22 protein-coding genes are annotated in these 24,643 nt (G+C 69.7%); 17 read left to right on the forward strand and 5 right to left on the reverse strand.

The features are described from left to right. The 7 genes from ACIOEW_RS20225 to ACIOEW_RS20255 form a co-directional block, all read left to right on the forward strand. Positions 1-1,389, forward strand: a 1,389-nt coding sequence (locus ACIOEW_RS20225) for a thioesterase domain-containing protein (RefSeq protein ID WP_401964984.1), incomplete at its 5' end; no start/stop codon positions are given. Between the two features lie 110 nt (positions 1,390-1,499). After that, positions 1,500-2,444: a proline iminopeptidase-family hydrolase gene (locus ACIOEW_RS20230; protein ID WP_362550978.1), complete on the forward strand. Its 945-nt coding sequence runs from the start codon at positions 1,500-1,502 to the stop codon at positions 2,442-2,444. A gap of 196 nt (positions 2,445-2,640) precedes the next feature. Next, entirely contained in the window at positions 2,641-3,084 is a 444-nt protein-coding gene (locus tag ACIOEW_RS20235) for a cold shock domain-containing protein (protein WP_362550975.1), read from the forward strand. A 129-nt stretch (positions 3,085-3,213) separates the two neighbouring features. Next, complete coding sequence (locus ACIOEW_RS20240; RefSeq protein ID WP_362550972.1) at positions 3,214-3,981, forward strand: enoyl-CoA hydratase-related protein; 768 nt, start codon at positions 3,214-3,216, stop codon at positions 3,979-3,981. Between the two features lie 251 nt (positions 3,982-4,232). Next, on the forward strand, positions 4,233-4,748 hold the full coding sequence (locus ACIOEW_RS20245; protein WP_362550970.1) for an ATP-binding protein: 516 nt from the start codon (positions 4,233-4,235) through the stop codon (positions 4,746-4,748). A gap of 540 nt (positions 4,749-5,288) precedes the next feature. Next, entirely contained in the window at positions 5,289-6,095 is an 807-nt protein-coding gene (locus tag ACIOEW_RS20250; protein ID WP_401964986.1) for a polysaccharide deacetylase family protein, read from the forward strand. Next, complete coding sequence (locus tag ACIOEW_RS20255) at positions 6,095-7,288, forward strand: beta-propeller fold lactonase family protein (RefSeq protein ID WP_401964987.1); 1,194 nt, start codon at positions 6,095-6,097, stop codon at positions 7,286-7,288. The genes ACIOEW_RS20250 and ACIOEW_RS20255 overlap by 1 nt, the downstream gene beginning before the upstream one ends. 160 nt (positions 7,289-7,448) lie before the next feature. On the opposite strand, the gene ACIOEW_RS20260 is transcribed toward ACIOEW_RS20255, so the two are convergent. After that, complete coding sequence (locus ACIOEW_RS20260; protein ID WP_362550962.1) at positions 7,449-8,087, reverse strand: GNAT family N-acetyltransferase; 639 nt, start codon at positions 8,085-8,087, stop codon at positions 7,449-7,451. A gap of 142 nt (positions 8,088-8,229) precedes the next feature. On the opposite strand from ACIOEW_RS20260, the gene ACIOEW_RS20265 reads away from it, so the two are divergent. After that, positions 8,230-8,445 carry an EF-hand domain-containing protein gene (locus ACIOEW_RS20265; RefSeq protein WP_326738861.1) on the forward strand — a complete coding sequence of 72 codons (216 nt, stop codon included), beginning with the start codon at positions 8,230-8,232 and terminating at the stop codon, positions 8,443-8,445. A gap of 71 nt (positions 8,446-8,516) precedes the next feature. On the opposite strand, the gene ACIOEW_RS20270 is transcribed toward ACIOEW_RS20265, so the two are convergent. Then, entirely contained in the window at positions 8,517-8,927 is a 411-nt protein-coding gene (locus ACIOEW_RS20270; RefSeq protein WP_362550959.1) for an STAS domain-containing protein, read from the reverse strand. A 505-nt stretch (positions 8,928-9,432) separates the two neighbouring features. Continuing rightward, positions 9,433-10,770: an SGNH/GDSL hydrolase family protein gene (locus ACIOEW_RS20275; RefSeq protein WP_362550956.1), complete on the reverse strand. Its 1,338-nt coding sequence runs from the start codon at positions 10,768-10,770 to the stop codon at positions 9,433-9,435. Between the two features lie 356 nt (positions 10,771-11,126). Here ACIOEW_RS20275 and ACIOEW_RS20280 point away from each other — a divergent pair, with 356 nt between their 5' ends. The 3 genes from ACIOEW_RS20280 (at position 11,127) to rfbH (ending at position 14,914) form a co-directional block, all read left to right on the forward strand. Then, positions 11,127-12,065: a beta-ketoacyl-ACP synthase III gene (locus ACIOEW_RS20280; RefSeq protein WP_401964988.1), complete on the forward strand. Its 939-nt coding sequence runs from the start codon at positions 11,127-11,129 to the stop codon at positions 12,063-12,065. A gap of 612 nt (positions 12,066-12,677) precedes the next feature. Then, complete coding sequence (locus ACIOEW_RS20285) at positions 12,678-13,574, forward strand: NAD-dependent epimerase/dehydratase family protein (RefSeq protein WP_401964989.1); 897 nt, start codon at positions 12,678-12,680, stop codon at positions 13,572-13,574. Between the two features lie 32 nt (positions 13,575-13,606). After that, a complete protein-coding gene (gene rfbH, locus ACIOEW_RS20290) occupies positions 13,607-14,914 on the forward strand; it encodes a lipopolysaccharide biosynthesis protein RfbH (RefSeq protein WP_362550947.1) in 1,308 nt (435 codons plus the stop codon). 735 nt (positions 14,915-15,649) lie between these two features. Here the strand turns inward: rfbH and ACIOEW_RS20295 are convergent. Continuing rightward, on the reverse strand, positions 15,650-16,867 hold the full coding sequence (locus tag ACIOEW_RS20295; protein ID WP_362550944.1) for a cytochrome P450: 1,218 nt from the start codon (positions 16,865-16,867) through the stop codon (positions 15,650-15,652). 27 nt (positions 16,868-16,894) lie between these two features. Further along, complete coding sequence (locus ACIOEW_RS20300; protein WP_362550941.1) at positions 16,895-18,040, reverse strand: acyltransferase; 1,146 nt, start codon at positions 18,038-18,040, stop codon at positions 16,895-16,897. Positions 18,041-18,530: 490 nt separating this feature from the next. Here ACIOEW_RS20300 and ACIOEW_RS20305 point away from each other — a divergent pair, with 490 nt between their 5' ends. The 6 genes from ACIOEW_RS20305 to ACIOEW_RS20330 all read left to right on the forward strand — a co-directional run bounded on the left by ACIOEW_RS20305 (position 18,531) and on the right by ACIOEW_RS20330 (position 24,607). After that, positions 18,531-19,484, forward strand: a complete 954-nt coding sequence (locus ACIOEW_RS20305) for a nitroreductase/quinone reductase family protein (protein WP_401964990.1) — start codon at positions 18,531-18,533, stop codon at positions 19,482-19,484. A gap of 239 nt (positions 19,485-19,723) precedes the next feature. Next, positions 19,724-20,989: a beta-ketoacyl-[acyl-carrier-protein] synthase family protein gene (locus ACIOEW_RS20310; protein ID WP_350990911.1), complete on the forward strand. Its 1,266-nt coding sequence runs from the start codon at positions 19,724-19,726 to the stop codon at positions 20,987-20,989. After that, a complete protein-coding gene (locus tag ACIOEW_RS20315; protein ID WP_362550935.1) occupies positions 20,986-22,191 on the forward strand; it encodes a ketosynthase chain-length factor in 1,206 nt (401 codons plus the stop codon). Before ACIOEW_RS20310 ends, ACIOEW_RS20315 begins: the two co-directional genes overlap by 4 nt. A 29-nt stretch (positions 22,192-22,220) precedes the next feature. Then, positions 22,221-22,481 (forward strand): acyl carrier protein, encoded by a 261-nt coding sequence (locus ACIOEW_RS20320; RefSeq protein WP_362550932.1) that lies wholly within the window; start codon positions 22,221-22,223, stop codon positions 22,479-22,481. Positions 22,482-22,484: 3 nt separating this feature from the next. Next, the gene (locus ACIOEW_RS20325; RefSeq protein WP_362550929.1) at positions 22,485-23,408 is read left to right on the forward strand and encodes an aromatase/cyclase; all 924 of its coding nucleotides are present in this window, start codon (positions 22,485-22,487) and stop codon (positions 23,406-23,408) included. Then, on the forward strand, positions 23,405-24,607 hold the full coding sequence (locus ACIOEW_RS20330; RefSeq protein ID WP_362550926.1) for a serine hydrolase domain-containing protein: 1,203 nt from the start codon (positions 23,405-23,407) through the stop codon (positions 24,605-24,607). The genes ACIOEW_RS20325 and ACIOEW_RS20330 overlap by 4 nt, the downstream gene beginning before the upstream one ends. Positions 24,608-24,643: the final 36 nt, after the last annotated feature.

Consider the following 24,643-nt stretch of genomic DNA (forward strand, 5'->3'; position numbering starts at 1 on the left):
GGCCGGGCTGCTCTGGTTCCGTTGCCGATCGATGTCACCGCGCTCCGTACGCGTACCGACACCATTCCCGCGCTCCTCCGCGACCTCGTCCCCACTACCAGGCGCCGCACTGCCGTCACCAGGGCGGATGCGACGTCTCTGCGGCAGCGATTCGCGCAGGCCGACCAGGCCGGGCAGGAGGCCCTCCTCAGGACGCTCGTCATGGAGCGGGCGGCCGCGCTCCTTGGACACAGCAGCGCGGACGCCCTCGACGCGGAACGGGACTTCCTGGAGGCAGGGTTCGACTCGCTCGGCGCGATGGAGCTCCGTAACGCCCTGATGAAGGACACCGGACTGCGGCTCCCCCCGATGGTGGTCTTCGACAGCAAGAGCCCGGCAGAGCTCGCCCGGCTGCTGCGTACGGACCTGCTGGCGGCAGGCCCCCTCGCGGACGGCGAAGCGGGGGCGCCCGCAGGGGCCGACGGGGTGACGAGCGGGGACGTATCCGGTGAGGCCGAGGCCCCTTCGGCCGGCAGGCCGCCCGAGACGCTCCGAGACCTGTTCCATTCGGCCGTCGTCTCCGGCCGCGCGGACAAGGGATTCGCGCTCCTCCAGGCGGCCGCCGACGTCCGGCCGGGCTTCGGCTCCGTGGACGAGATCGAGCGGCTGCCCGCCGCAGTGCGTCTCGCGGACGCCTCCGAGGGGCCGCACCTCATCTGCCTCAGCACGCCCATGGCCACCGGCGGTGTCCACCAACACGCGCGTCTGGTCTCCCACTTCGGAGGCAGGCACAAGATATCCGCACTGCCCGTCCCGGGATTCCTTGCGGGTGAGAGCCTCCCCACGTCATCCGACGCAGCCGTCCAGGCCCTCGCCCGGAGCGTGCTGGACACGGCGGACGGGAAACCGTTCGTTCTGCTCGGCTACTCGTCAGGCGGCACCCTCGCCTACGCCACCGCCGGACACCTGGAACGGGAATGCGGGGTTCGCCCGGCGGGCGTCATCCTGCTGGACACGTTCAAGGTCCACGACGGCGGGAGTGACGGTGTCCCCCTCGACGGCCTCGCGCTCGGCATGTTCGACAAGGAAGCGGTGTTCGGCCGGTTCGACAGCAGCCGGCTCTCCGCGATGGGCCGCTGGGTCGAACTGGTCCCGCAACTCCCGCTCGCCCCGGTCGAGGCTCCGGTGCTCTTCGTCCAGTGCACCCAGTCCTTCGTGCCGCACGGTGACGACGCGTCGCCCGACCTGGTCAGCGGCCGTGCCGAGCCCTGGGAGGCCACCCACACCCTGCGGACCGTACGCGCCAACCACTTCACCCTCGTCGAGGACCGCGCCCAGGAAACCGCGCACGTCATCGACGAGTGGCTGACGTCGCAGACGGCAGGGTCCGACGCCGGAGTGACCGCGTGACCGCGTGACCGCGTGACCGCGTGACCGCGTGACTGAGTGACTGCGTGACCCACCGCTCCCATCCGCGAGCAGCGTGCGGGACGAAACGAATCGAAACGAGGCGAAGTGACGTGACCGTGGCACCCAGCGCGAAGGGGACCCTGCCGTTCGGCGAGCACGAGACGTGGTACCGGGTGACGGGCGACCTTCGCTCCGACCGGCCCACGCTCGTCGTCGTGCACGGTGGCCCGGGATCCACCCACGACTATCTGCAGAACCTGTCCGACCTGGCCGAAGACGGCTGGTCCGTCGTGCACTACGACCAGATCGGGAACGGCGGATCGACCCATCTGCCCGACCGGGGAGCGGACTTCTGGGCGGTCGACCTGTTCGCCGCCGAGCTCGACAACCTGCTCACGGGTCTCGGGATCGCCGACAACTACGTACTGTTCGGGCAGTCCTGGGGCGGCATGCTCATCACACACCACGCCGCGCAACGTCCGGTCGGCCTGCGTGGCCTGGTCATCGCCAACTCGCCCGCCTCCTACCCCCTCTGGCTCCAGGAGGCCAAGATCCTCCGGGACCAGCTCCCGCCCGGTGTCAACGACACGCTGCTCCGGCACGAGGCAGCCGGAACCACCGAGACGGACGAGTACCACGCGGCCATGCGCACCTTCTACGAGCGTCACGTCTGCCGTCTCACGCCCTGGCCCCGCGACTACCTGGCGTCGTTCTACGAGGTGTACAACGACCCCACCGTCTACTACGCGATGAATGGCCCCAGCGAGTTCCATGTGAACGGCACGCTGCGTGACTGGTCGGTCATCGACCTCTGCCCCGACGTCGACGTGCCCACCCTGCTGATCTCCGGACGTCACGACGAAGCCACCCCCGCGACGGTGCAGCCGTTCCAGGACCTCATCCCAGGAGCACGCTGGGAGATTTTCGAGGAGTCCAGCCACCTTCCGCATCTCGAGGAACCGGAACACTTCCGCCAGGTCATGCGGACGTTCCTCGACGAGGTGGACCCGCCGGCGGGACAGCCGGCCTCCTCCGCCCCGTCCCACCGGCCGTAGGCTGGACTGAGTGCTGACAAGATGGTGTGCCGCTGCAACAGGGATCCCGGTGTCACCTGCGGGGCAATGACATCCGGGACGGTAGCGGTCAAGTAGTCGCACGGCGCGTCCGGAGTGGGTGCACGAGGTCCGGGCGGCCTGTCGCGGCAGGGATGTCCCGGACACGGGTCCGGGATTCGTTGAGAGGGCGGTTCCCATGGTCATCGGTCGTGTGGTGCGTTTCGACAGCGCGAAGGGTTATGGGTTCATCGCTCCCGACCATGGTGGCGAGGACGTCTTCCTGCATGTGAACGACCTCCGTATTCCCGAGGCGTCTCTCCGGCCCGGCCTGATGGTCGAGTTCGAGATCGAGGAGGGCGACCGGGGTCTGAAGGCGTCCTCGGTGCAACTTGCCGCAGGCAACGGAAACGGGTCGGCGGCGGTTACGCCGTCGGTCTTCCCGGGGCGCTCCGAGTCCCTGGGCAGGCAGCCCGTGGACGGCGACGACGTGTTGTGCGACGTGCTCAACTCGGAAGAGTACGTACGGGATGTCACGGAAGTACTTCTGGAATCGGCACCCGGACTCACCGCGGAGCACATTCTTCAGGTACGCCAGGGACTGCTGCAGTTCGCCAAGAACCATGGATGGGTCGAGGGCTGAACCGGGAGCGCTGCCGCACGCCGCGGCCCGGGGCGACGGACCCGGGCCGCGCGGGCTTCCCGGCTGTGACGAACGGCACCGGACCCGGCCCTGCCCGGCCCGGCGTTAGCGCCGGTTAACCTGCCTCCCATGACCGTAACCCTCGAAGTAAGCGGCGGCGTCGGCACGATCCGGCTGGACCGTCCGCCGATGAACGCCCTGGACATCGCCACCCAGGACCGACTGCGCGAGCTCGCCGAAGAGGCGTCCCGGCGCGACGACGTGCGTGCCGTGGTGCTCTACGGCGGCGAGAAGCTGTTCGCGGCCGGCGCGGACATCAAGGAGATGCAGGCGATGGACCACCCGGCGATGATCGTCCGGTCCAAGGCGCTGCAGGACTCCTTCACCACGGTGGCCCGGATCCCCAAGCCGGTCGTCGCAGCCATCACCGGCTACGCGCTCGGCGGCGGCTGCGAGCTGGCCCTCTGCGCGGACTTCCGGATCGCCGGCGACAACGCCAAGCTGGGGCAGCCGGAGATCATGCTCGGGCTCATCCCGGGCGCGGGCGGCACTCAGCGCCTCGCCCGGCTGGTGGGCCCCGCCAAGGCGAAGGACCTGATCTTCACCGGCCGTCATGTGAGGGCCGAGGAGGCCTTGACCATGGGGCTGGTGGACCGAGTGGTGCCCGCCGCCGAGGTGTACGAACAGGCGCACGCCTGGGCCGCCAAGCTGGCGAAGGGGCCCGCGCTCGCGCTGCGCGCGGCCAAGGAGGCCGTCGATTCCGGACTCGAGACGGACATCGACACCGGACTCACGATCGAGCGGACCTGGTTCGCCGGCCTCTTCGCCACCGAGGACCGGGAGCGCGGAATGCGCAGCTTTGTGGAGGAGGGGCCGGGCAAGGCCAAATTCCTCTGACCGAACGCCAGTTGGGAACGGCTGGGCGTGCGTTCATCCGTGTGGGCGGATTAGCTGAGCCTTAAGGGAACCTTAAGGCTCAGCTTCCCGTCGGTCGTGGCAAACCCATTCGGACGCGGTATCCATGCAGGTCGGCGCGGGTGTCGGGCAGGGCATTCTGCCACCGGCATATGCCTGGAGCCCGCTTCGGAGCGTCTGATTCCGGGTCAGGGATTCACCGGGAACGGCCACGGAACGACTGCTGTGCAGCCATGATGGTGTCCATGGCGGGCCTGGAGGGTGTGGAGCAGCCGCGACAGCGCAGCAGCGCGACAGCGGCACGGAGAGTGCCGGCCGTCGATGACGAACAGGCGTTCAAGGCGCTGGAGTTGTTCGGAAATCCGACGGAGGACGAAGTCCGGCTGCCCTCCCGCCCGGAGTCCGCCGCAACCGCTCGCAGGCTCACCTCCTGCGTGGTGCTGCGGCAGTGGGCGCTTTCCCCGCAGACTGCCGAGCATGCCGTTCTGCTCGTGTCCGAACTCGTCGGGAACGCCGTGCGGCACACCGGTGCCAGGGTGTTCGGGCTGCGGATGATGCGGCGCCGCGGCTGGATCAGGATCGAGGTGCGCGACCCTTCGCGTGGGCTGCCGTGCCTGATGCCCGTTCAGGAGATGGACATCAGCGGTCGTGGGCTCTTTCTCGTCGACAAGCTCTCCGACCGGTGGGGTGTGGACCTGCTGCCGCGCGGCAAGACCACCTGGTTCGAGATGCGGATCTCCGACCGCTGACCCGGCGGCGCCGCTGCTCACGGATGAGCGGGAGTGCTGGGCACAAAGGGGCCTCAGGGCGCAAGGAGGCCCCCGGAACGCACGGAAGCCTCCGGACACGCGGAAGCCCCTGGGCGCACGGAAACTCGAACGCGCGGAAGTCCCCGGGGCGTATGAAGCCTCCGGACGCACAGAAGCCCCCGGATCGGCCGTGGTGCGGCGCTTCGGGGGCTTCTGTGTGGGGGCCGTGAAATGGGGGGTGAGTTCACGGCCGCTATTGACGACCTGGCCCGGGTCAATGGGGGTCGTGTCCCCGACTATGACAGACGGACGACTCCATCGCCAAAGCCGCATTATCTGTATATCGCGCCAAACATGAACATTCTGTCAGTGAATCAAAGGTGCGATGGGTCACTCGCCTGGAAATTAGTGAGTGCATATGACATTCCCCGGGTGATTCATTGCCTTCCTGAGGGGCGGGCGTGCGCATCCGTGTGACCTTCGTCGGCCACCGTGGGTCAATTGTTATTTTTCTGACATATCGCCCTTAATGTTCTGCGCATGAACGCCCCCGACAGACCGGTGCACCGCCGCAGCGCCCTGCGTGCAGGAGCCGGGGCCGCCCTCACGGCCGCCCTCGCCGCCGGCTGCGCGGACCCGGACGCCACCGGTGCACCGGCGAAACCCGCCACCCGCCCGGCATCGAAGAAGCAGGCCGCCACCACCGGCGCGCACGCCCCCGCACCCGCACCGCACCGCATCGCCGGGCAGCCCGTGCAGATCGACCACGGCCCCCGCGACCGGGCACGCGTCGCCCTCACCTTTCACGGACAGGGCGACCCGGCCGTCGCCCGGACCGTCCTGGGAGAGGCCGAGCGTGCCGGGGCGAGGGTCACCGTCCTCGCCGTGGGCAGCTGGCTGGACGAGCACCCCGAGATGGCCCGCCGGATCCTCGACGGCGGCCACGACCTCGGCAACCACACCCAGCACCACGTCGACATCTCGTCGATGGACGAGGCACGGGCGTACGCGGAGATCACCGGATGCGCCCAGCGACTGCGCCGGCTCACCGGCTCCATCGGCACCTGGTTCCGTCCCTCGCGAACCCGGTACGCCACCCCGCTCGTCCAGCGGCTCGCCGTCCGGGCCGGATACCCGCACGTCCTCTCGTACGACGTGGACTCCCTCGACTTCACCTCGCCCGGTGCCGCGGCCGTCACACGCAAGGTGGCCGGGGAGATCCGCAACGGATCGGTGGTGAGCATGCACTTCGGCTATGCGGACACGGTCGCCGCACTGCCCCTCCTCCTCACCGAACTCGACCGCCGCCAACTGCGTGCGGTGACGACCACGGAGCTGCTGACCTGATGTCTCCCTCCACCACACGCACCGCGGCCCTGCTCGGGGGCATCCTGCTCGCCGTACTCACCGGCTGCGGCGGCACTCCCGCGGACAGGGACGCGTCGGACGCCCCCACCGAGGCCGCCGCCCCGCCCGCCCGGCCCAAGCGCGTCACCCCGCCCGCGCCGCCGGGCCTGCCCGGGATGCCGCCGGTGCTCGACGCCAGGAACGTGTACGCCGCCGACGCCCCGGGAAAGCTGTCGCCGGCTGTCAAGGGCTTCCCGTCCCGCGTGTACGTGCCCAACACCAACTCCGACACCGTTTCGGTCATCGACCCCGCCACGTACAAGGTCATCGAGACGATCCCGGTCGGCCGTCAGCCGCAGCACGTCGTCCCGTCGTGGGACCTGAAGACGCTCTGGGTCAACAACGACGTCGGTGACAGCCTCACCGCCATCGACCCGGCGACGGGGAAGGCGGGGAAGACGGTCGACGTCTCCGACCCGTACAACCTCTACTTCACGCCGAACGGCACTTACGCCATCGTGATGGCCTCGATGGACCGCGAACTGGTCTTCCGTGACGCGCACACCATGAGGACGGCCAAGACCGTCCCGGTGAGCTGCGCGGGCGTCAACCACGCCGACTTCTCCGCGGACGGCCGGTACTTCATCGTCTCCTGCGAGTTCTCCGGCGAACTGCTCAAGGTCGACACGGCGAAGATGAAGGTCGTGGGCCAGCAGAAGCTGCCGTTCAAGGGCGCCATGCCGCAGGACGTCAAGCTGTCCCCGGACGGCAGCACCTTCTACATCGCGGACATGATGGCCAACGGCGTGTGGGTGCTGGACGGGGAGAAGTTCACCACGCCGGAACTGCTGCCCACAGGCAAGGGCTGCCACGGGCTCTACGTCAGCCGCGACGCCAAGGAGATGTACATCTCCAACCGCGGTGAGGGCTCCGTCTCCGTGTTCGACTTCGCCCGGAAGAAGCTGGCGAAGAAGTGGCACCTGCCGAACGGCGGCAGCCCGGACATGGGCGGGGTCTCGGCGGACGGCAAGGTCCTGTGGCTGTCCGGGCGTTACAACGCGGAGGTGTACGCGATCGACACCACCACCGGCAAGCAGCTGGCCCGGATCCCGGTGGGCAGCGGCCCCCACGGGCTCGCCGTCTACCCGCAGCCGGGCCGGTACTCGCTCGGTCACACCGGAGTCTTCCGCTGAGCCGGTAGTTGCTCGGTCACACCGGAGTCTTCCGCTGAGCCGGTACTTGCTCGGCCACATCGGAGTCTTCCGCTGAGCCGCTACTCGTCCGGCTTCCTCCGCTGAGCCGGTCGCGTACCGTGCGGCCCCCCGGCCGCTCACCGCGTGGGCGGCCGGCGGCTCACCCCGTGATCAGCAGCGCCTCCGAGCCCACCGGCCGGTATCCCGCCGCCTGGAACGTCCGCACACTGCGGGCGTTCCCCGGCGACTGCTGGGCCCACACCACCGCGTCCGGCACCAGATGGCGGGCAGCCCGGGCCAGCCGCTCGCCGAGCCGTTGCCCGCGCGCTTCCTCCGCCACCTCGACCGAGGTCTCCCAGCGCCCCGCCACACCGCGGCCGAGGATCACCACACCGCCCTCGGTTCCCCACACCCGCACCTCGTCGCGGAACATCATCGCCCGTGCCACCCGGGGGTGTCCGGGGTCGCGGATCTCCCGCAGCTCCAGCTCCGGTGCGCCCCGCAGCGCGGGTGCGACCGTGAGCAGATCGGTCGTGTTCATGTGCCGGCCCGTGCGGGTCAGCAGGGCGCTCAGGAAGCGCGGACTCATGGTCGCGGCGAGCGGGTCGCCAGGAGTGGCGGCCAGCGCGTCGTGCACCCACCGCGGGTCCTCGTCGGTGAAGACCACCGAGTGCGCGGTGAACGCCAGCACCCCGGCGTCCCGCGTGCTCGGCTGCCTCACCACGGTCGTGGAACCGTCCGGCGGCGGGAACCGCCCCTGCGCCGCGGCATCCAGAATCCTTGCCAGTGCCTCGCTCATCCCGCCTTGCGCTCCCCGCTCGGGTCAGCGGCCACCGGGTGGTGGCCGGCCCACCCATGATCGACGACCGGCCGCCGCGAGGGCCATCCGTCGCGCCCGTTAATCTGACCTCCGTCAGACAGTCATACGAAGGGGCGGAAAAGTGGCGGACATCGAGTCGGCGCGCAAGGCATTCGAGCGGTTCGACCTGAACAGCGACGGGCTGATCTCGGCTGTCGAGTACAAGAGCGTCATGGCTCAGCTGGGTGACCCCTACGTCACCGAGACGGTCGCACAGGCCGTGATCAACTCCCACGACGCGAACGGGGACGGGCTCCTCACGTTCGACGAGTTCTGGGCCGCGCAGAACAAGGGCTGACGGCCGGGGTCCCCCGGCCGGCGGGCCGGGGGCCGCGGGACGGCGCTGGGTGGACGGGCGCACCGCACCGCTCAGGAGGCGGCAGGAGCTACGGGCTCCGCCGTGCGGAAGGCCTCGTCCGGGGTGGCCACCGGACAGAACAGATCGTGCAGCCGGCCGGCCCGCAGCAGGCGCAGGATCCGAGGGCAGCCGCAGACGAGCCAGAACCGCCCGTCACGGTCCAGCACGCGCCGTCGGGCCCGGCACAGCAGCGTCAGTCCCGAGCAGTCGAGGAAACTCACCTCCGTCAGGTCGACCACCAGCTGGGGTGAGCCGGCCGACGTCGCCCCGTCCAGGGCCGGTGCGATGAGCGCGGCGGTCGCGAGGTCGATCTCGTCGCGCAGTGCCACCACCGTGCGGCCGTCCCTGCGGTACACCCGGCCGCACGGCTCGGGCAGCGGGGCCGGTACGGAGGGTGCCGTGGGGGCCGGCGTCTCGGTCATTGATGCCTTTCCTCGCAGCGCCGGGCCCGCAGGACGTGCTCAGGAGCCCCATGACAGCCGGTGGGGGACGGTCGGTGAGGTGACAGTCGGTGAACCTAACCCGAGGGTCCGGCAAGTAGCGATGCAGAAACGTTCGAGCTTTCTCCAATGCCTTCTTCCGGGTGAACGTCCGCTGTCCCCATGGACAGGGGCGGGCGATTTGTGTGGTTGTCGGTCAGGGAGGGGTGGGCGGTGATTCCGTCAGGTGTCCCGCAGCTGACCGCCGCAGGTGTACGGAGGGCCGTGCCGCCGTAGTGGCGGCCGTTGGCGCGCTTGTCGCTTCGGGCCGGATCGTCCGGACGGACCGGTCATTCGGACGATCCGGTCGTCCGGACGGTCGGGCCCGGGCTCTGGTCATGTGACGTCCCGTCGGAGCGGCCGCGGGTTCTGCTGCCGTACCGGCCGACGGATGGCCCGCGCCCCTGGAATTCGCCTCGCGGGTGCGCGGGCCGCCTTTGCGCGCCGGTCAGTTGTAGCCGAATCCCGCGGGGAGCGGGGACGGCCGGAACAGGCGTGAGGGGACGGCTTCGGCCAGGGCCCGGTAGCCCGCGGGGTTGAGGTGGAGGTGGTCGCCGACGTCCACCGAGGCGCGGAGCGCGCGGGGGTTTTCCGGGTCCCGGACGGTCCGGTCGAAGTCGATCACCCCGTCGAAGCGCCCGCTGGTGCGGATCCAGGTGTTGACCGTCTGCCGGGCCCCCTCGCGGTAGCCGTCCGGATCGTCGTACCCGGTGTTGCCGCCGAAGGGGGTCAGCGTTGCTCCGTACACACGGATCCCCAGCGCGTGCGCCCTGGTGATGATCTGGTCGTACGCGGCGATGACGTCGTCCGCCGCCTGCTTCTGGGCGGCGGGTGTGGCGGACGCCGTCCCGATGTCGTTGACGCCTTCGAAGACGATCAGCCGGTCGACGCCGCTCTGGGACAGCACGTCGCGGTCCAGCCGGGCCAGCGCGTTCGGTCCCAGGCCGTCGTTGAGCAGGCGGTTGCCGCCGGCCGCCTGATTGACGACCGAGGTCCGTACCGCGCCCCCGCCGGCCGCCAGTCGCCGCTGGAGTACGTCCGGCCAGCGGTCGTTCCCGTTGGTGGTGGACCCCCGGCCGTCGGTCAGCGAGTCGCCGAGCACGGCCGTCGCCGAGGTGGTGCCGCTGGACCAGGCCTCCACGCCGCTGAGGAAGTACCAGTGGTCGGTGGTGGCCGCACCGGGGAGATCCGGGTCCTGGACGTGGTCCCCGGACCGGAGGTACGAGGTCGTACGGGAACCGGGGTGCGAGGTGATGGCGGTGGACGCCTGCCCGGTGGCCAGGTAGACCGTCGCCGTCAGGGTGGAGCCGGGTGGGAGAGGGAAGTCCAGAGGATCGGAGACGGCCTGCGAGCCGACGGGGACGGTCACCGAGGCGCTGCCCCCGAACGTCACCGGGCGCGCGGTCCCTTCCCGGATGGCGCCCGTGCCGGTGCGGCCGTCGAGCGGCAGCGCGACGGACACCTTGGTGAGCGGCAGCGCCGCCCCGCCGAACGCGTTGGAGAACCGCAGTCGGATGTGGTCGCCGCCCGCCGAGACGTGGACGGTCTGCCGCAGTGTGGTGTCCGTCATGACGGAGTCGTCCTGGGTGAACGGTGCCGGCGGCATGTTGGACGGCTCCGTCAGCTGCGGCATCGACGTCCAGGCGGCGACCCAGTGCGCGTTCCGCTCCTTGGGCCCGGGTGCGTGATCCGCCCCCGCCGCCCCGCCGGCTCCGAGTGCCGGCGAGACGGCGGCGAGGAGTGCCCCGGTGGCGATCAGGCTGATGAGCGAGGATCTTCGGTTCATGGATGTGTTCCCTCTGTGCGGTGGGGAAACGGGGGGAAGCGCAAAGCGTCCATGTGTGCGGACGGCATCCCCATCCATGCGCCCGCCGGACCACGCGGCAGGCTAGTCCTTCCGATAATTGCGGTCAATCATTCGAAATGTTTCGACCGGCCGGGCCGGCCGGGACATGACGCCAGTTCACTCGCAAGAACGACGAACCGGTTCATTCCCAATCATCCGATGCTCTTAGCTGACATGGCGCGACGAACTGGGGCTTTTTCTGTCCGAAATGAAGGGCAACGCAGCATGGTTCGACGAGGTAGTGCAACGATGCGGGCGAAGAAGAGGTCTCTCGCGGATTCGAAGGAGCAGTAACAGTGACAGGGTCACGCGTGGTCAGCATGGGCCACTACCAACCCCCGAAGGTCCTGACGAACGACGATCTGGCCCAGCGGATCGAGACCAGCGACGAATGGATCCGCAGCCGCGTCGGCATCGAGACGCGGCATGTGGCCGGGCCCGACGAGACCGTTGACTTCATGGCCGCGCAGGCGGGCAAGAACGCGCTGGACCGCGGTGGCGTCGCCCCCGACGACATCGACCTGGTCCTCGTGGCGACCTGCACCGCAATCGACCGCTCTCCCAACACCGCGGCCCGCGTCGCCGCCCAGCTGGGTATCCGTGGCGCGGCCACGCTGGACATCAACGTCGCCTGCTCGGGCTTCTCCCATGCGCTGGCCACCGCCGACCACACCATCCAGGCCGGCTCCGCGACCCGGGCCCTGGTGATCGGCTCCGAGAAGCTGAGCGACTTCACCGACTGGGACGACCGCACCACGTGCGTGCTGATCGGCGACGGTGCCGGCGCGGCCGTGGTCGAGGCGGCCCCCGAGTCACAGATCAGCCCCGTCGTGTGGGGGGCCGTACCGGAACTGAGCAACGCGGTGCGCATCGAAGGCGTATCCGGCACGTTCCAGCAGGAGGGGCAGTCGGTCTACCGCTGGGCCACCACCCAGCTTCCGGCCATCGCCCGCAGCGTCTGCGACAAGGCCGGGGTGGCGCCGGAGGAGCTCGGCGCGGTGGTGCTTCACCAGGCGAACCTCCGGATCATCGAGGCGTTCGTGAAGCGGCTCGGGGCCGGCAACGCGTACATCGCCCGCGATGTCGTCGAGTCCGGCAACACCTCGGCAGCCAGCATCCCGCTGGCGCTGTCCAAGGCGCTGGAGCGGGGCGACATCCCCTCCGGCGCACCCGCCCTGCTGTTCGGGTTCGGCGGTGGTCTGGCGTACGCGGGCCAGGTCATCCGCTGCCCCTGAGAGGCGGGGCCGACCTGCCGTGAGGCCCGGCGTCCACCGCCCGGAGGCCGGGGTGGGCGGAGCTTCGCCGGCCGGAGGCTTCCCCCGAGGCGCCGCGCCGACGACCGGTGGTGCTGCCGCGTTCGGCGGGAGGCCCCACCGCGCCCGCCGACGTCCTGGACGTCTCCAGGCAGGTTCGCGGGGGGCTGCCGGATGCCCCCCGGCGTCCGGACGCCACAGGAGATGTACGAGGTACTGCCCGTCGGCGGGGGCGGTACGGCGGGGCGCCACGGCGGAGGTGCTGGAGAACCCGTGCCTGCTGAAGGCGGTGACCGGGGTCCCTGCCGCGCACCGGCCCCCCCGGCACGGAGCCATCGGAACGCGGTGCACGATGCCGGGACGCCGGTGCTTGCGGCGGATCGGGGTCAGGGATTCACGACGCCCGCGGCGAGGTCGTCGGGCCCGGGTCGTGTCCGCGAGGTCTCGCCCGGCCTGCGGGCGGACGACGGTACCTCGCGGACACTCCCTAGTGCCCGTCGAGCGGCAGTTGAGCCGGCACACCTAGCTTCCCGGTGTGAAGCCGAACCGTAGAGACCTCCTGGAAACCGGCGAGCACCGCCCGGGCGGTGCCCGGTGAACATCGTCGTGCTGGGTGCCGGCGGCTTCCTGGGCACGCACATCTGCCGGGCACTGACGGAAGCGGGCGACCGGGTCGTCACCCTCCCCGCCGGCTTCGACCTCGTGACGGCCGGGCCCGAAAGGATCGCGGCGTTCGCCGAGGAAGCCGACGCGGTCGTCAACGCCGCGGGCCGGGCCTGGAAGGCCGACGAGCCCCAGATGTACACCGGGAACGTCGAACTCCCACTCCGCGTCATACGCGCGCTGGCCCTGTTGGACCGGCGGCCCACGCTCGTACAGCTGGGCAGCAGCCATGAGTACGGACCCGGAACCAGCGGCGCGGGCACCCACGAGAGCGCCGAGCCCGCGCCGGTCACGCCGTACGGGCGTACCAAGCTTCTCGGCGCGCGGGCTGTGCTCGACGCGGCCCGGGACGGCGCGCAGCCCGGGGTGGTGCTGCGCATCGCGAACGTCTGCGGTCCCGGAACACCCCCCGGCAGTCTGCTGGGTTCGGTGGCGGGCAGGCTGGTGCGGCTCGCCACCGAACCGGGCCCGGCCGGTGCCCCCGCGGAGCTGCGGTTGCCGCCGCTGCACGCCTGGCGCGACTTCGTGGACGTACGCGATGTCGCCGACGCCGTCCTGTGCGCCGTCCGGGCCGATGCCTCCGAGGTCACGGGCCAGGTGATCAACATCGGCAGTGGCGCGGCCGTCCACACCCGGGACCTGGTCAGCCGGCTGATCGCGGTCAGCGGACTGCCCGTCCGGGTCGTCGAGGAGGCCCCGGCCGGCGGACAGTCGCGCGTCGACACGGAATGGCAGCAACTGGATGTCTCGCGCGCCGCCAAGGTGCTCGGCTGGGAGCCACGCCGCTCCCTCGATCAATCGCTGCGGGATCTGCTCGCGGCCGCATGACCACCCATCAGCACGGCAGGAAGGAAGCGGAGATGAGCGACCACAGGGCGCTGGTGCTGGACGAGGTCCGCAAGTACCACCAGGAGCGGGAGGAGGGCGTTTCGGGCTTCGTGCCCGGCGTCACCGAGATCTGGCCGTCCGGCGCGGTGCTGGACGAGGAGGACCGGGTGGCGCTCGTCGAGGCCGCTCTGGAGATGCGGATCGCGGCCGGTCGCAGCTCGCGCAAGTTCGAGTCGGCCTTCGCGCGCAAGCTCAAGCGCCGCAAGGCCCATCTGACCAACTCGGGGTCGTCGGCCAACCTGCTCGCGGTTTCCGCGTTGACCTCCCACCTGCTGGAGGACCGGCGGCTTCGGCCGGGCGACGAGATCATCACCGTGGCAGCGGGGTTCCCCACCACAGTGAACCCGATCCTGCAGAACGGGCTGGTCCCGGTCTTCGTCGACGTGGAGCTCGGCACGTACAACACCACCGCCGAGCGAGTGGCGCAGGCGATCGGCCCCAAGACCCGGGCGATCATCATCGCGCACGCACTCGGCAACCCCTTTGAGGTGGCCGAGATCGCCGAACTCGCCACTGAGCACGACCTGTTCCTCATCGAGGACAACTGCGACGCGGTCGGCTCCACGTACGACGGCAAACTCACCGGGACCTTCGGTGACTTCTCGACCGTCAGCTTCTACCCGGCCCACCACCTGACGATGGGCGAGGGAGGCTGTGTCCTCACCTCGAACCTGGCGCTGGCCCGGATCGTGGAGTCGCTGCGCGACTGGGGCCGGGACTGCTGGTGCGAGCCGGGCGAGAACGACAAGTGCCTCAAGCGCTTCCAGTACCAGATGGGTACGTTGCCGATGGGCTACGACCACAAGTACATCTTCTCCCACGTCGGGTACAACCTGAAGGCCACCGACATCCAGGCCGCCCTGGGACTCAGCCAGTTGACCAAGCTGGACGGATTCGTGGCGGCCCGCAAGCGCAACTGGCAGCGGCTGCGCGACGGGCTGCAGGACGTGCCGCACCTGGTGCTGCCCGAGGCGACGCCCCGCAGTGACCCGAGCTGGTTCGGATTCGTGCTGACCGTCGCCCCCGACGCCCCGTTCACCCGGGCGACACTGGTCGACTTCCTGGAGAGCCGCAAGATCGGCACCCGGCGGCTCTTCGCCGGGAACCTCACTCGCCACCCGGCCTACATCAACCAGCCGTACCGGGCCGTCGGCGACCTCACCAACAGCGACATCATCACCGAGCAGACCTTCTGGATCGGTGTCTATCCCGGCCTCACCGACGAGATGCTCGACTACGTCATCGCCTCGGTGAAGGAGTTCGTGCAGGCACGAGGCTGAGAATCCGCGGCAGGGCCCTCGGCCCTGCCGTGCCCACGCGAGAACAGCGGTCCGGCGCCCTGCCGGACCGCTTCGCCGGGTTCCGGACCGGACCGGACAGGTACAGGTACAGGTATCCGGCTTCGTGGACATCCGGTGGTGCTGCGCGGAGCGGCCGGCGGTGCGCGACGGGCCGGTGTCGCCGATGGCCCGGCAGAGGCACCGGCCTGATGCGCTGCCTGCTTGTGCGGACAGGCTCGCCGCCTTCCCCGTACGCGCACGGTGGGTGTACGCGGACAGGACCCGTCGACAGGACGTCGGGGCGTCGGGGCAGGGTGATGCCGGGGGTCATGCCGGGGGCCAAGCCCTGGCGGGGCAGCTCCATGTCAGACATGGCGTGCCCCCGGTGTCGCGCTCTCGCCCGACGATCCGGACCGCCCGGACCGGCTGGACCGCCTGGACGTCCGGACGTCCCGGACGGGTCGGACACTGGTTCCGGTGGGATCGGGACGACGCCCATGCGCCGCGCACGCCGCAGGCGGCCGGGCGGCCGCTCCGGAACCGACCCGCCCCACGCCGACGGAGTCGCCGGCGTTTCCACGGCGCTGCGTTTCCACGGCGCTGCGTTTCCACGGCGCTGCGCGTCCACGGCGCTGCGCCTCAGCGGCCGGAGCCACGAATGGGCAACGGGGCGACAGACGCGAACGACGCGTCGAGGACGTGGTGCGCCCTCAACGCGTCGTTCGGGTTCCTCCTTCAGCCGGCCTGCGGATACCAGGCGACCGGGAGGCGGCGCGGGCCGCGGATCAACGCGGTGTCCTCACGCCACGGCACCTCGGCTACGGGTACAGCCAGGTGCAGTCGGGGGAACTCGCGCAGCAGTGTCGCGAGTGCGACCCGGATCTCCGTCCGGGCCAGTTGGGCGCCGAGGCAGAAGTGCGGGCCGAAGCCGAAGGCCAGGTGCGGATTGTGCTTCCGGTCGAGATCGAGAACGTCCGGATCGGTGAACACCTCGCCGTCGAAGTTGGCCGAGACCATCGCGGGAAAGACCGCTTCCCCCTTGCATACGGTCACGTCCCCCAACGACACGTCCTCGGTGGCGACCCTGGGCAGGGACTCGCTGCCACCCAGGGGAACGAACCGCAGCAGTTCCTCGACCGCGGTGTCGAACCGGTCCGGACGCGCCGCCAGGTCCTCCCACAGCCCGTCGACGAGCAGGGTGTGGACGAAGTTGGCGATCGAGTTGGCCGTGGTCTCGTGTCCCGCGGCCAGGATGGTCATACCGAGGGTGACCAGCTCTTCCTCGGTCAGCCGTCCCTCGTCCTCGTCGCGTGCGGCGATGAGTTCGGAGAGCAGGTCGTCCTGTGGCTCGGCGCGGTGGCGGGCGACGTGTTCGGCGAGATAGGACATCAGCGCGGTGGCGGCGTCCTGGATGTCCTGGGCTGCGACGCCGGTACCGCTGAACATCAGTTCGGAGAACCGCTGGAAGAAATGGCGGTCCGCGGCCGGCACGCCCAGCATCTCGCAGATCACGGTGATCGGGAGCGGCATCGTGAACGACTCGACCAGATCCACCGGGGAGCCGGCCGCCCGCATGCCCGCCACGAGTTCGTCGACGAGCTCCTCGATGCGGGGCCGCCACAGCTCCACATTCCGGCGCGAGAACGCCCCCGAGACCAGCTTGCGTATCCGGGCGTGCTCCGGCTGGTCCAGCGAGAGGATGTCACCGCCCGGATTCAGCCATTCCTTCGTCCGGGGGACGTCTGCCTGCACGGTCGCCGCCCGGGAGAACCGGGGGTCGCCGAGCACCGTCTTGACGTCGGCCTGCCGGGTCACCAGCCAGCCTTCACCGCCGTACGGCAGTTCCACCCGCTGCACCGGACACTTCGCCCGCAGGCCGGCGAACTCCGGCGGGACGTCCAGCCGGTGGCTGTCGGGGAAGGGGAACTTCATCACCTGGTCCGGATCGGTCACAGGAGCTCCTCGGTCAGTGGGGGACGGTCAGGCCGGTACGGGGTCGGGGGCCGGCTTGCGGCGTGCGGAGCCGAACCGGCGCATGACCGGCCGTTCCACCGCGAGGAACATGGCGACACCGACGAGCTGGGTGATCACGAAGAGCGTGACCACGATGAGGAGTCCGGTCCCCACGCCGAACTGCTTCCCGTCGCCGACCACGTGCCGGGTCAGTGCGAGCAGGGGGAAGTGCACCAGGTAGGCGGCGTACGAGGCGTTCCCCAGCAGCACCATGAACTTGTTGTCCAGCCAGCTCGGCTTGTCGTCCAGGTCGCGCGTGGCGATGGCGGGGACGAACAGGCACAGACCGATGGTGAGCAGGCCGCTGGCGCGGAACGTCTCCGGCAGCTGGAACATCAGCCAGCACAGGCCGGCCGTGAAGATCGCCGGCAGCCAGATGCTCATCCGGGGCCAGTTGCCGGTCTGGACGATGCGTGCGAGGAAGACGCCGAGCAGGAACTCGGGCATCCGGGAGAGCGGGAAGAAGTCGGTGTAGTAGATCTGGTCCCACGACAGGCTCTGGCCCGGCGCGAGCGGTCCGTCCAGGAAGAAGTGCGTGAGGGTGGGGATGGCGACGATCACCGCTGCGCACAGGGCGAACCAGTGCCACAGGCGCTTGTCGGCGATGCGCAGGATCGGGCGTATCAGCAGCGGCAGCGCCAGGTAGAACACGATCTCGACGGAGACCGACCAGTTCACGCCATAGACGCTGAAGACGTACGGCATCCGGGGAATCCAGTCCTGGACCAGGAACAGATTGGCGACGGCGGGGCCGGCCTCGGTCTGCTCCCAGGAGCCGATCATCGCCATCGGGCCCACGGCGAACAGCATCAGCAGGGTGGCGCCCCAGACGATCATGTGTCCGGGGTAGATCTTGACCACGCGCCGCCGCCAGAACCGGCCGATCGTGCTGCGCCACGGCTCACCCCAGGTGAGCACGAAACCGCTGAGCACGAAGAAGGTGGCCAGGGCGCCCGTGCCGTAGGGGAGTTGGGTGCCGGCCTTGTTGATCGACTGGTTGGCGAAGAAGTACCCCGCGCCGAGGGCGTGGGTGATGAACACGGCGACGAACAGGATGGCGCGGTAGCCGGTCAGAGAGGGCAGCTGGCGGATCGGTGGAGACGCACTGGTCATGTTCCAGCTCCTGGAATGGGTTGGGGAGTCGGCGCCCGACGCCGGATCGGCCCGAAAGCTATGGGCGTCCGCTAGGGGCAGACTCGAGATCCGGCTCAACTCCCGCTCGACTCCGGTACGCCGGCACGACGTACGTGCTCCAGGGCCGCAAGTGCTCCCACGACGTTCGAGCTCCGCGCGCAAGTGCTCCCACGACGTACGAGCCCCAGGGCCGCAAGTGCTCCCACGACGTACGTGCCCCGCCGGGTCACGTTGCCCGCCCGGAGGGGCGGTGCTACGGTTTTCTCCGAGCCCCGTATGGGCCTACGCATGGAGGTAGCGGCTACTCAGCCATTACAGAGATCGGCATGGTCCGTCTCTCGCAGCTTGTCAATCCCTGAATGGGATTGCTGCGCCCATCTTCACTGCGTAGGCGTGCGGGGTATTTCTGTGTCGATTTCCGGTTGCGTGGCCCGCCTTCTGTCGTCAATCGACTTCGGGAAGGTAGTGCATGAGCAAGGAACAGGCCGAGACCTGGGAAGCGCAGTCCGAGAGCTGGGCGGGCTTCGATGTCAATGAGTTCCAGCGACAGGTCATCGCCGAGTTTCGGGCGAACAACGGAAAGATGAGCGGGATGTTCGAGGGCTGGACATTGGCCGTGCTGACCACCGTCGGAGCCAGGACCGGCCAGCGCCGGGAGAGCATCCTGGGGTACCTCGACTTCGACGGAAAGGGGATTGTCGTCGCATCGTCGAACGGCGCCGACAAGCACCCCGCGTGGTACCACAACATCCGCAAGAACCCGATTGTGACGGTGGAGACCGGCACCGACACCTATCAGGCGATCGCCGCCATTCCGCCCGGTGAGGAGCGGGACAAGCTCTTCGACCGGGTGATCGCCGAGGCGCCGGGGTACGCCGACCACCAGGCCAAGACGACCAGGGAGATTCCCGTCGTCGTCCTGAACAGGATCGGTCCCAAGCCCGGCGAGGAGCGGGTCAAGGGCATGGGGGACTGGATCGTCGAGGTGCACGACTGGCTGCGGGGAGAGCTGGAGACGCTCCGTACGCAGGCGGACCAGCTGATCGACGGCAGCGCGGACAAGATCGAGCGGACACCGCCGGACCTCGCCCAGCAGATGCGCACCCACTGCCTCAGCTTCTGCGGAGCGCTGAGCAGGCACCACGGTGGCGAGGACGCCGCCATGTTCCCGATGCTGGCCAAGCAGTTCCCGGCGCTCGCTCCGGCGCTCGGGCAGCTCGGCGAGGAGCACAAGGTGGTGGCGCGGCTGCAGGACGACATCAAGCAGCTCGTCGACGGCTTCGTCCCCGGTGAGTCCGACCCGGTGCGGCTCCGTGCGGATCTGGAGCGGCTGGCGAACCAGCTCGAGTCCCACTTCAGGTACGAGGAAGAGACGATCGTGACGGCGCTCAACGCCACGGCCCCGGCCCCGAACTTCGGCTGATCGCCCACCCACACCCCCCGGGCCGGATCCTTCCCCGGCCCGGGGGGTGCTGCTGTGTGTGGGGAAGGGGCGTGCCGCGGCCCGGGAATCCCGCTTCCAGGGTTCTCGATAGCAGGCGTTGAGTTGTCCTCAAGCGGAGGTTGCCAACCTGAGCGGAGGAAGATACTCGGCGTTCTCCTCGGGGGACCGCAAAGGCTCGCAGCGTGAGTTCTTCCCAGAATCAAGGAAGGAACTTTAATATGTCCTGTCGCGTCGTGATTACGGGAATCGGGGTGCGAGCGCCAGGGGCATCCGGAACAAAAGAGTTCTGGGACCTGTTGAGCTCTGGCCGCACCGCGACTCGTCGGATCAGCTTTTTCGATCCCTCCCCCTACCGGTCCCAGGTGGCCGGCGAATGTGATTTCGATCCCGAACTCGAAGGCCTGACCGCCCGGGAGATCCGGCGCATGGACAGGGTCGCGCAGTTCGCCGCAGTGTGCACCGACGACGCAGTCGCGGACAGCGGGCTCGTGCTCGACTCACTCGATCCGCACCGGGTCGGTGTCAGCCTCGGCAGTGCTGTGGCGGCATCCACCAGCCTGGACCGCGAATACCAGATCCTGTCCGATGCGGGCAAGCGGTGGAACGTGGACTCCGGGTACCTGTCGCCGCACATGTTCGACTACCTCACTCCCGGTGTGATGCCGGCCGAGGTGGCGTGGAGGGTCGGGGCCGAAGGCCCGGTGGCGATGGTCTCCAACGGCTGCACGTCAGGGCTCGACGCGGTCGGCAACGCGGTCCAGACGATCCGCGAGGGCGCGGCCGACGTCATGATCGCCGGAGCCGCGGACACCCCGGTCACCCCGATCGTCGTGGCCTGCTTCGACGCGATCAAGGCCACCACCACGTACAACGACGACCCCGAGCACGCCTCCCGGCCGTTCGACGCGACCCGCAACGGCTTCGTACTCGCCGAGGGCTGCGCCATGTTCGTCCTGGAGAGTTATGAGCGGGCCACCGCCCGCGGGGCGCACATCTACGCCGAGGTCAGCGGCTACGCCACGCGCAGCAACGCGTACCACATGACCGGTCTGAAGAGGGACGGCCGCGAGATGGCCGAGGCCATCGGCGCGGTGCTCGACCAGTCGCGGACGAACCCCGACGCCCTCGACTACATCAACGCCCACGGCTCGGGCACCAAGCAGAACGACTGGCACGAGACCGCCGCGCTGAAGCGCAGTCTCGGCGAGCACGCGTACGGGACACCGGTCAGCTCGATCAAGTCGATGGTCGGGCACTCGCTGGGTGCGATCGGGTCGATCGAGATCGCGGCGAGCCTGCTCGCGATCGAGAACAACGTGGTGCCCCCCACCGCGAACCTGCACCAGGCCGACCCGGACTGCGACCTCGACTACGTGCCGGTGGTCGCCCGCGAACAGCGGGTGGACACCGTACTGAGCGTGGGCAGTGGGTTCGGCGGATTCCAGAGCGCGATACTGCTGAAGCAGCCGGGAGGAGCGGAATGACCACGGCTGTAGTGACCGGCCTCGGTGTGGTGGCCCCCAACGGGCTGGGCATCGAGGAGTTCTGGAAGTCGACACTGGACGGCCGCAGCGGCATCGCGGCGATCACCCGGTTCGACGCTTCCGAGTACGGAGCCGAACTGGCAGGCCAGGTGACGGACTTCGAAGCCGGCTGGCAGACACCTGCCAAGCTGCTTCCGCAGACCGACGTCTCCACCCGGTTCGCACTCGCGGCCGCCGAGTGGGCGCTGTCCGACGCAGCCGTGGACCCGTCCGCACTGGTCGACTACGACATGGGTGTGGTGACGGCCAACGCCTTCGGCGGCTTCGAGTTCACGCACCGGGAGCTCAGCAAGCTGTGGTCCAAGGGCGGGCAGCATGTGAGCGTCTACGAGTCGTTCGCCTGGTTCTACGCCGTCAACACCGGCCAGATCTCCATCAGGCACGGGTTGCGCGGGCCAAGCAAGGCCCTGGTGGCCGAGCAGGCGGGCGGACTGGACGCGATCGGGCACGCCCGGCGCACCCTCCGGGAGGGCACCGGCCTGGTCGTCACCGGAGGGGTGGATTCGGCACTCGACCCGTGGGGCTGGGCGTCCCAGCTGTCCGGCGGACGGGTGAGCCCCACCGCCTACCGGCCCTTCGACGTGCACGCGAACGGCTACCTGCCGGGTGAAGGCGGCGCGATCCTCGTGGTCGAGGACGTCGACGCGGCCCGCCGGCGCGGAGTCGGCCGGATCTACGGAGAGATCGCGGGGTACGCGAGGACCTTCGACCCGGCTCCCGGCTCCCCGCGCCCGCCGGGGCTGCGCCGGGCCGTCGAACTGGCCCTGGCCGACGCGGGACTCGCACCGGGCGATGTCGACGTGGTCTTCGCCGACGCAGCCGGTGTTCCCGAACTGGACCGGCAGGAGGCCGAGGCGATCTCCGCGGTCTTCGGCCCGTCCGGTGTGCCGGTGACCGCACCCAAGACGCTGACCGGCCGGCTCTACTCGGGGGGCGGGCCGCTCGACGTGGTCGCGGCCCTGCTGTCCGTCCGGGACGGCGTGATCCCCGCGACGGCCGGCGTCGTCGACCTTCCCGACGACCACCCGATCGACCTGGTGCGCGGGGAACCGCGCTACGGGACCGTGTCGAACGCTCTCGTGCTGGCCCGTGGCAAGTGGGGCTTCAACGCGGCGATCGTCGTACGTGCCTTCAACGGCTGACACCCCCCTAATCCCTAAGGAATTCACCTATGAACGACACCATCACCGCTGACGATCTCCGCCGCATCCTGGCCACGTGCGCCGGGGCCATGGACGGCGGGGGCCTCGACGGGGACGCCCTCGACAAGGCCTTTGACGACCTGGGCTACGACTCGCTGGCCCTGATGGAGACCGCGTCCGCGATAGGCCTCGAGTACGGGATCGTGATTCCGGACGACGAGCTCTTCGACCTGGAGACTCCGCGTGCGCTGCTCGAGATGGCCAACGGCCTCGTCCGCACGGCCGGCTGAGCGATGCGGAGGCACACGCGACACACACTGAAATCCTCCGCGCCCGCCGATGTGCTCTACGGCCTGGCCGCCGACGTGAGCCGTTGGCCCGCCGTGTTCGCGCCGACCGTGTACGCACACCACTTCGAGCGTGCCGAGCGGTCCGAGCGGTTCCAGCTGTGGGCCGAGGTGGGCGGCGAGGTGAAGACCTGGGTCTCCCGGCGGGAGCTCGACGCGCACCGGCGCCGTATCCGCTTCGACCAGGAGAGGAGCGCGGCGCCCATCGCGAGCATGGGCGGGGAGTGGATCTTCGATCCGCTGCCCGGCGGGGGGACCGAGATCGTGCTGCTGCACGACTTCACGGCCGTGGGCGACGACCCCGCGACGGTGGACTGGATCAATGCCGCGCTGGACCGCAACAGTCCGGTGGAGCTGGCCGCCCTCGCCAGGGTGGCCGAGTTCGGCCACCCCGTCGAGGACGTGGTGTTCTCCTTCAGCGACACGGTGACCTCGCAGGGCTCGGCCGCCGATGTCTACGACTTCGTGTACCGCTCGGACCTGTGGCCGCAGCGACTGCCGCATGTGGGCCGGGTGGCCCTCACGGAGGAAGTGCCGGGCATCCAGCACATGGAGATGGACACCGTCACCCAGGACGGTTCCGCGCACACCACCCGGTCGATCCGGGTGTGTTCGCCGGGGGAGCGCATCGTCTACAAGCAACTGGTGCCGCCGAAACTGCTGCTCGGCCACAGCGGGCGGTGGGAGTTCGCCGACACCCCGGACGGTGCGGTGGTCACCGCGCAGCACACGGTCGCCATCGACCCGGCCGCCGTCACCGAGGTTCTCGGCGGTTCGGCGACGCTCGCGGATGCCAAGGAGTACATCCGGTCGGCGCTCGGCAGGAACAGCCGCAGCACGCTGGCCCACGCCCAAGTCTCCGCGCCATGAGCGGGGTGGGCGCGGTGCGTGGTGTTCCGCGGGGCGGGTCGGTGGAGGACGCCTTCGCCGGAGTGGCGGAGGCGTTCGAGGCGAACTTCGCGTCGGGTGCGGAGGTGGGGGCGGCCGTATGCGTCTACCACCGCGGCCGGCCGGTGGTGAACCTGTGGGGCGGTACCGCGAGCGAGGACGCCGACGACCTCTGGCGGCCCGGCACGGTGAGCATGCTCGCCTCACCCACCAAGGCGCTGGTCACCGTTTCGGCGCTGCTGCTGGTGGAGCGGGGACTTCTGGAGCTGGACACTCCGGTCGCGGAGTACTGGCCCGAGTTCGCCGCGGGCGGCAAGGAGCACATCACCCTCAGGATGGTGCTCAGCCACCGTTCCGGAGTGGTCTGCCTGGACCACGCACCGATCACCAACGAGGACATGCGGGCCCATACCCCGATCGCCGAGGCGCTCGCCGCGGCGCGTCCGGAGTGGGAGCCGGACACCGCACACGGCTACCACGCGATCACCTTCGGGTATCTGGTGAGTGAACTGGTGCGTCGCAGGACCGGGTTGACGGTCGGCCGGTTCTTCGCCCGGGAGATCGCCGAGCCGCTCGGGCTGGACAGCCACATCGGCCTGCCCGATCCGGACGCGGTCCATGTCGCCACCATGTTCCAGTCCAAGGCCGAGGACGTGATGTCGGGCGGCGATCCCGGTGACGCGGTTCCCATGCTGGTCGAACTCGGCAAGCCGGAATCGCTCACCTGCCGCGCGACGATCAGCAGCATGTCGCTGGATCCGGGATTCCTGGATCTCACGGTGGAGGACCCGTCCTACGGGGGCCTCAGCAGCGCCCGGTCGCTGGCCAGGCTGATGGCCCTGCTCATCGGAGAGGCCGAAGGGCCCCGCCTGATCGGCCCGGACCTCACCGCGGAGCTGAGCCGGGTGCACGCGAGCGGCCCGTGCCGCATCACGATGATGAACACGGCCTGGAGCCTGGGGTTCATGCGCGGCGACAGCCCCGTCTTCCCGGTCTCCGCCGGCCTGGGCACCGCCTTCGGCTTCGACGGTGCGAACGGCACCTTCACCTTCGCCGATCCGGCGGACGGACTCTCGTTCGCCTATGTGCAGAACGCGGGCTCGCCCGGGCTGGGCAAGCTGGACGACCGGGCCCGAGGTCTCATCGAGGCCGTCTACCGCAGCGTGGGAGCACTCCGCTGACAGGAGCCTGCCGGGCTCACGGCGGCCTCGGGGCGA

Source organism: Streptomyces sp. NPDC087901 (genome assembly GCF_044742205.1).
In the GTDB taxonomy this organism is placed as follows: domain Bacteria; phylum Actinomycetota; class Actinomycetes; order Streptomycetales; family Streptomycetaceae; genus Streptomyces.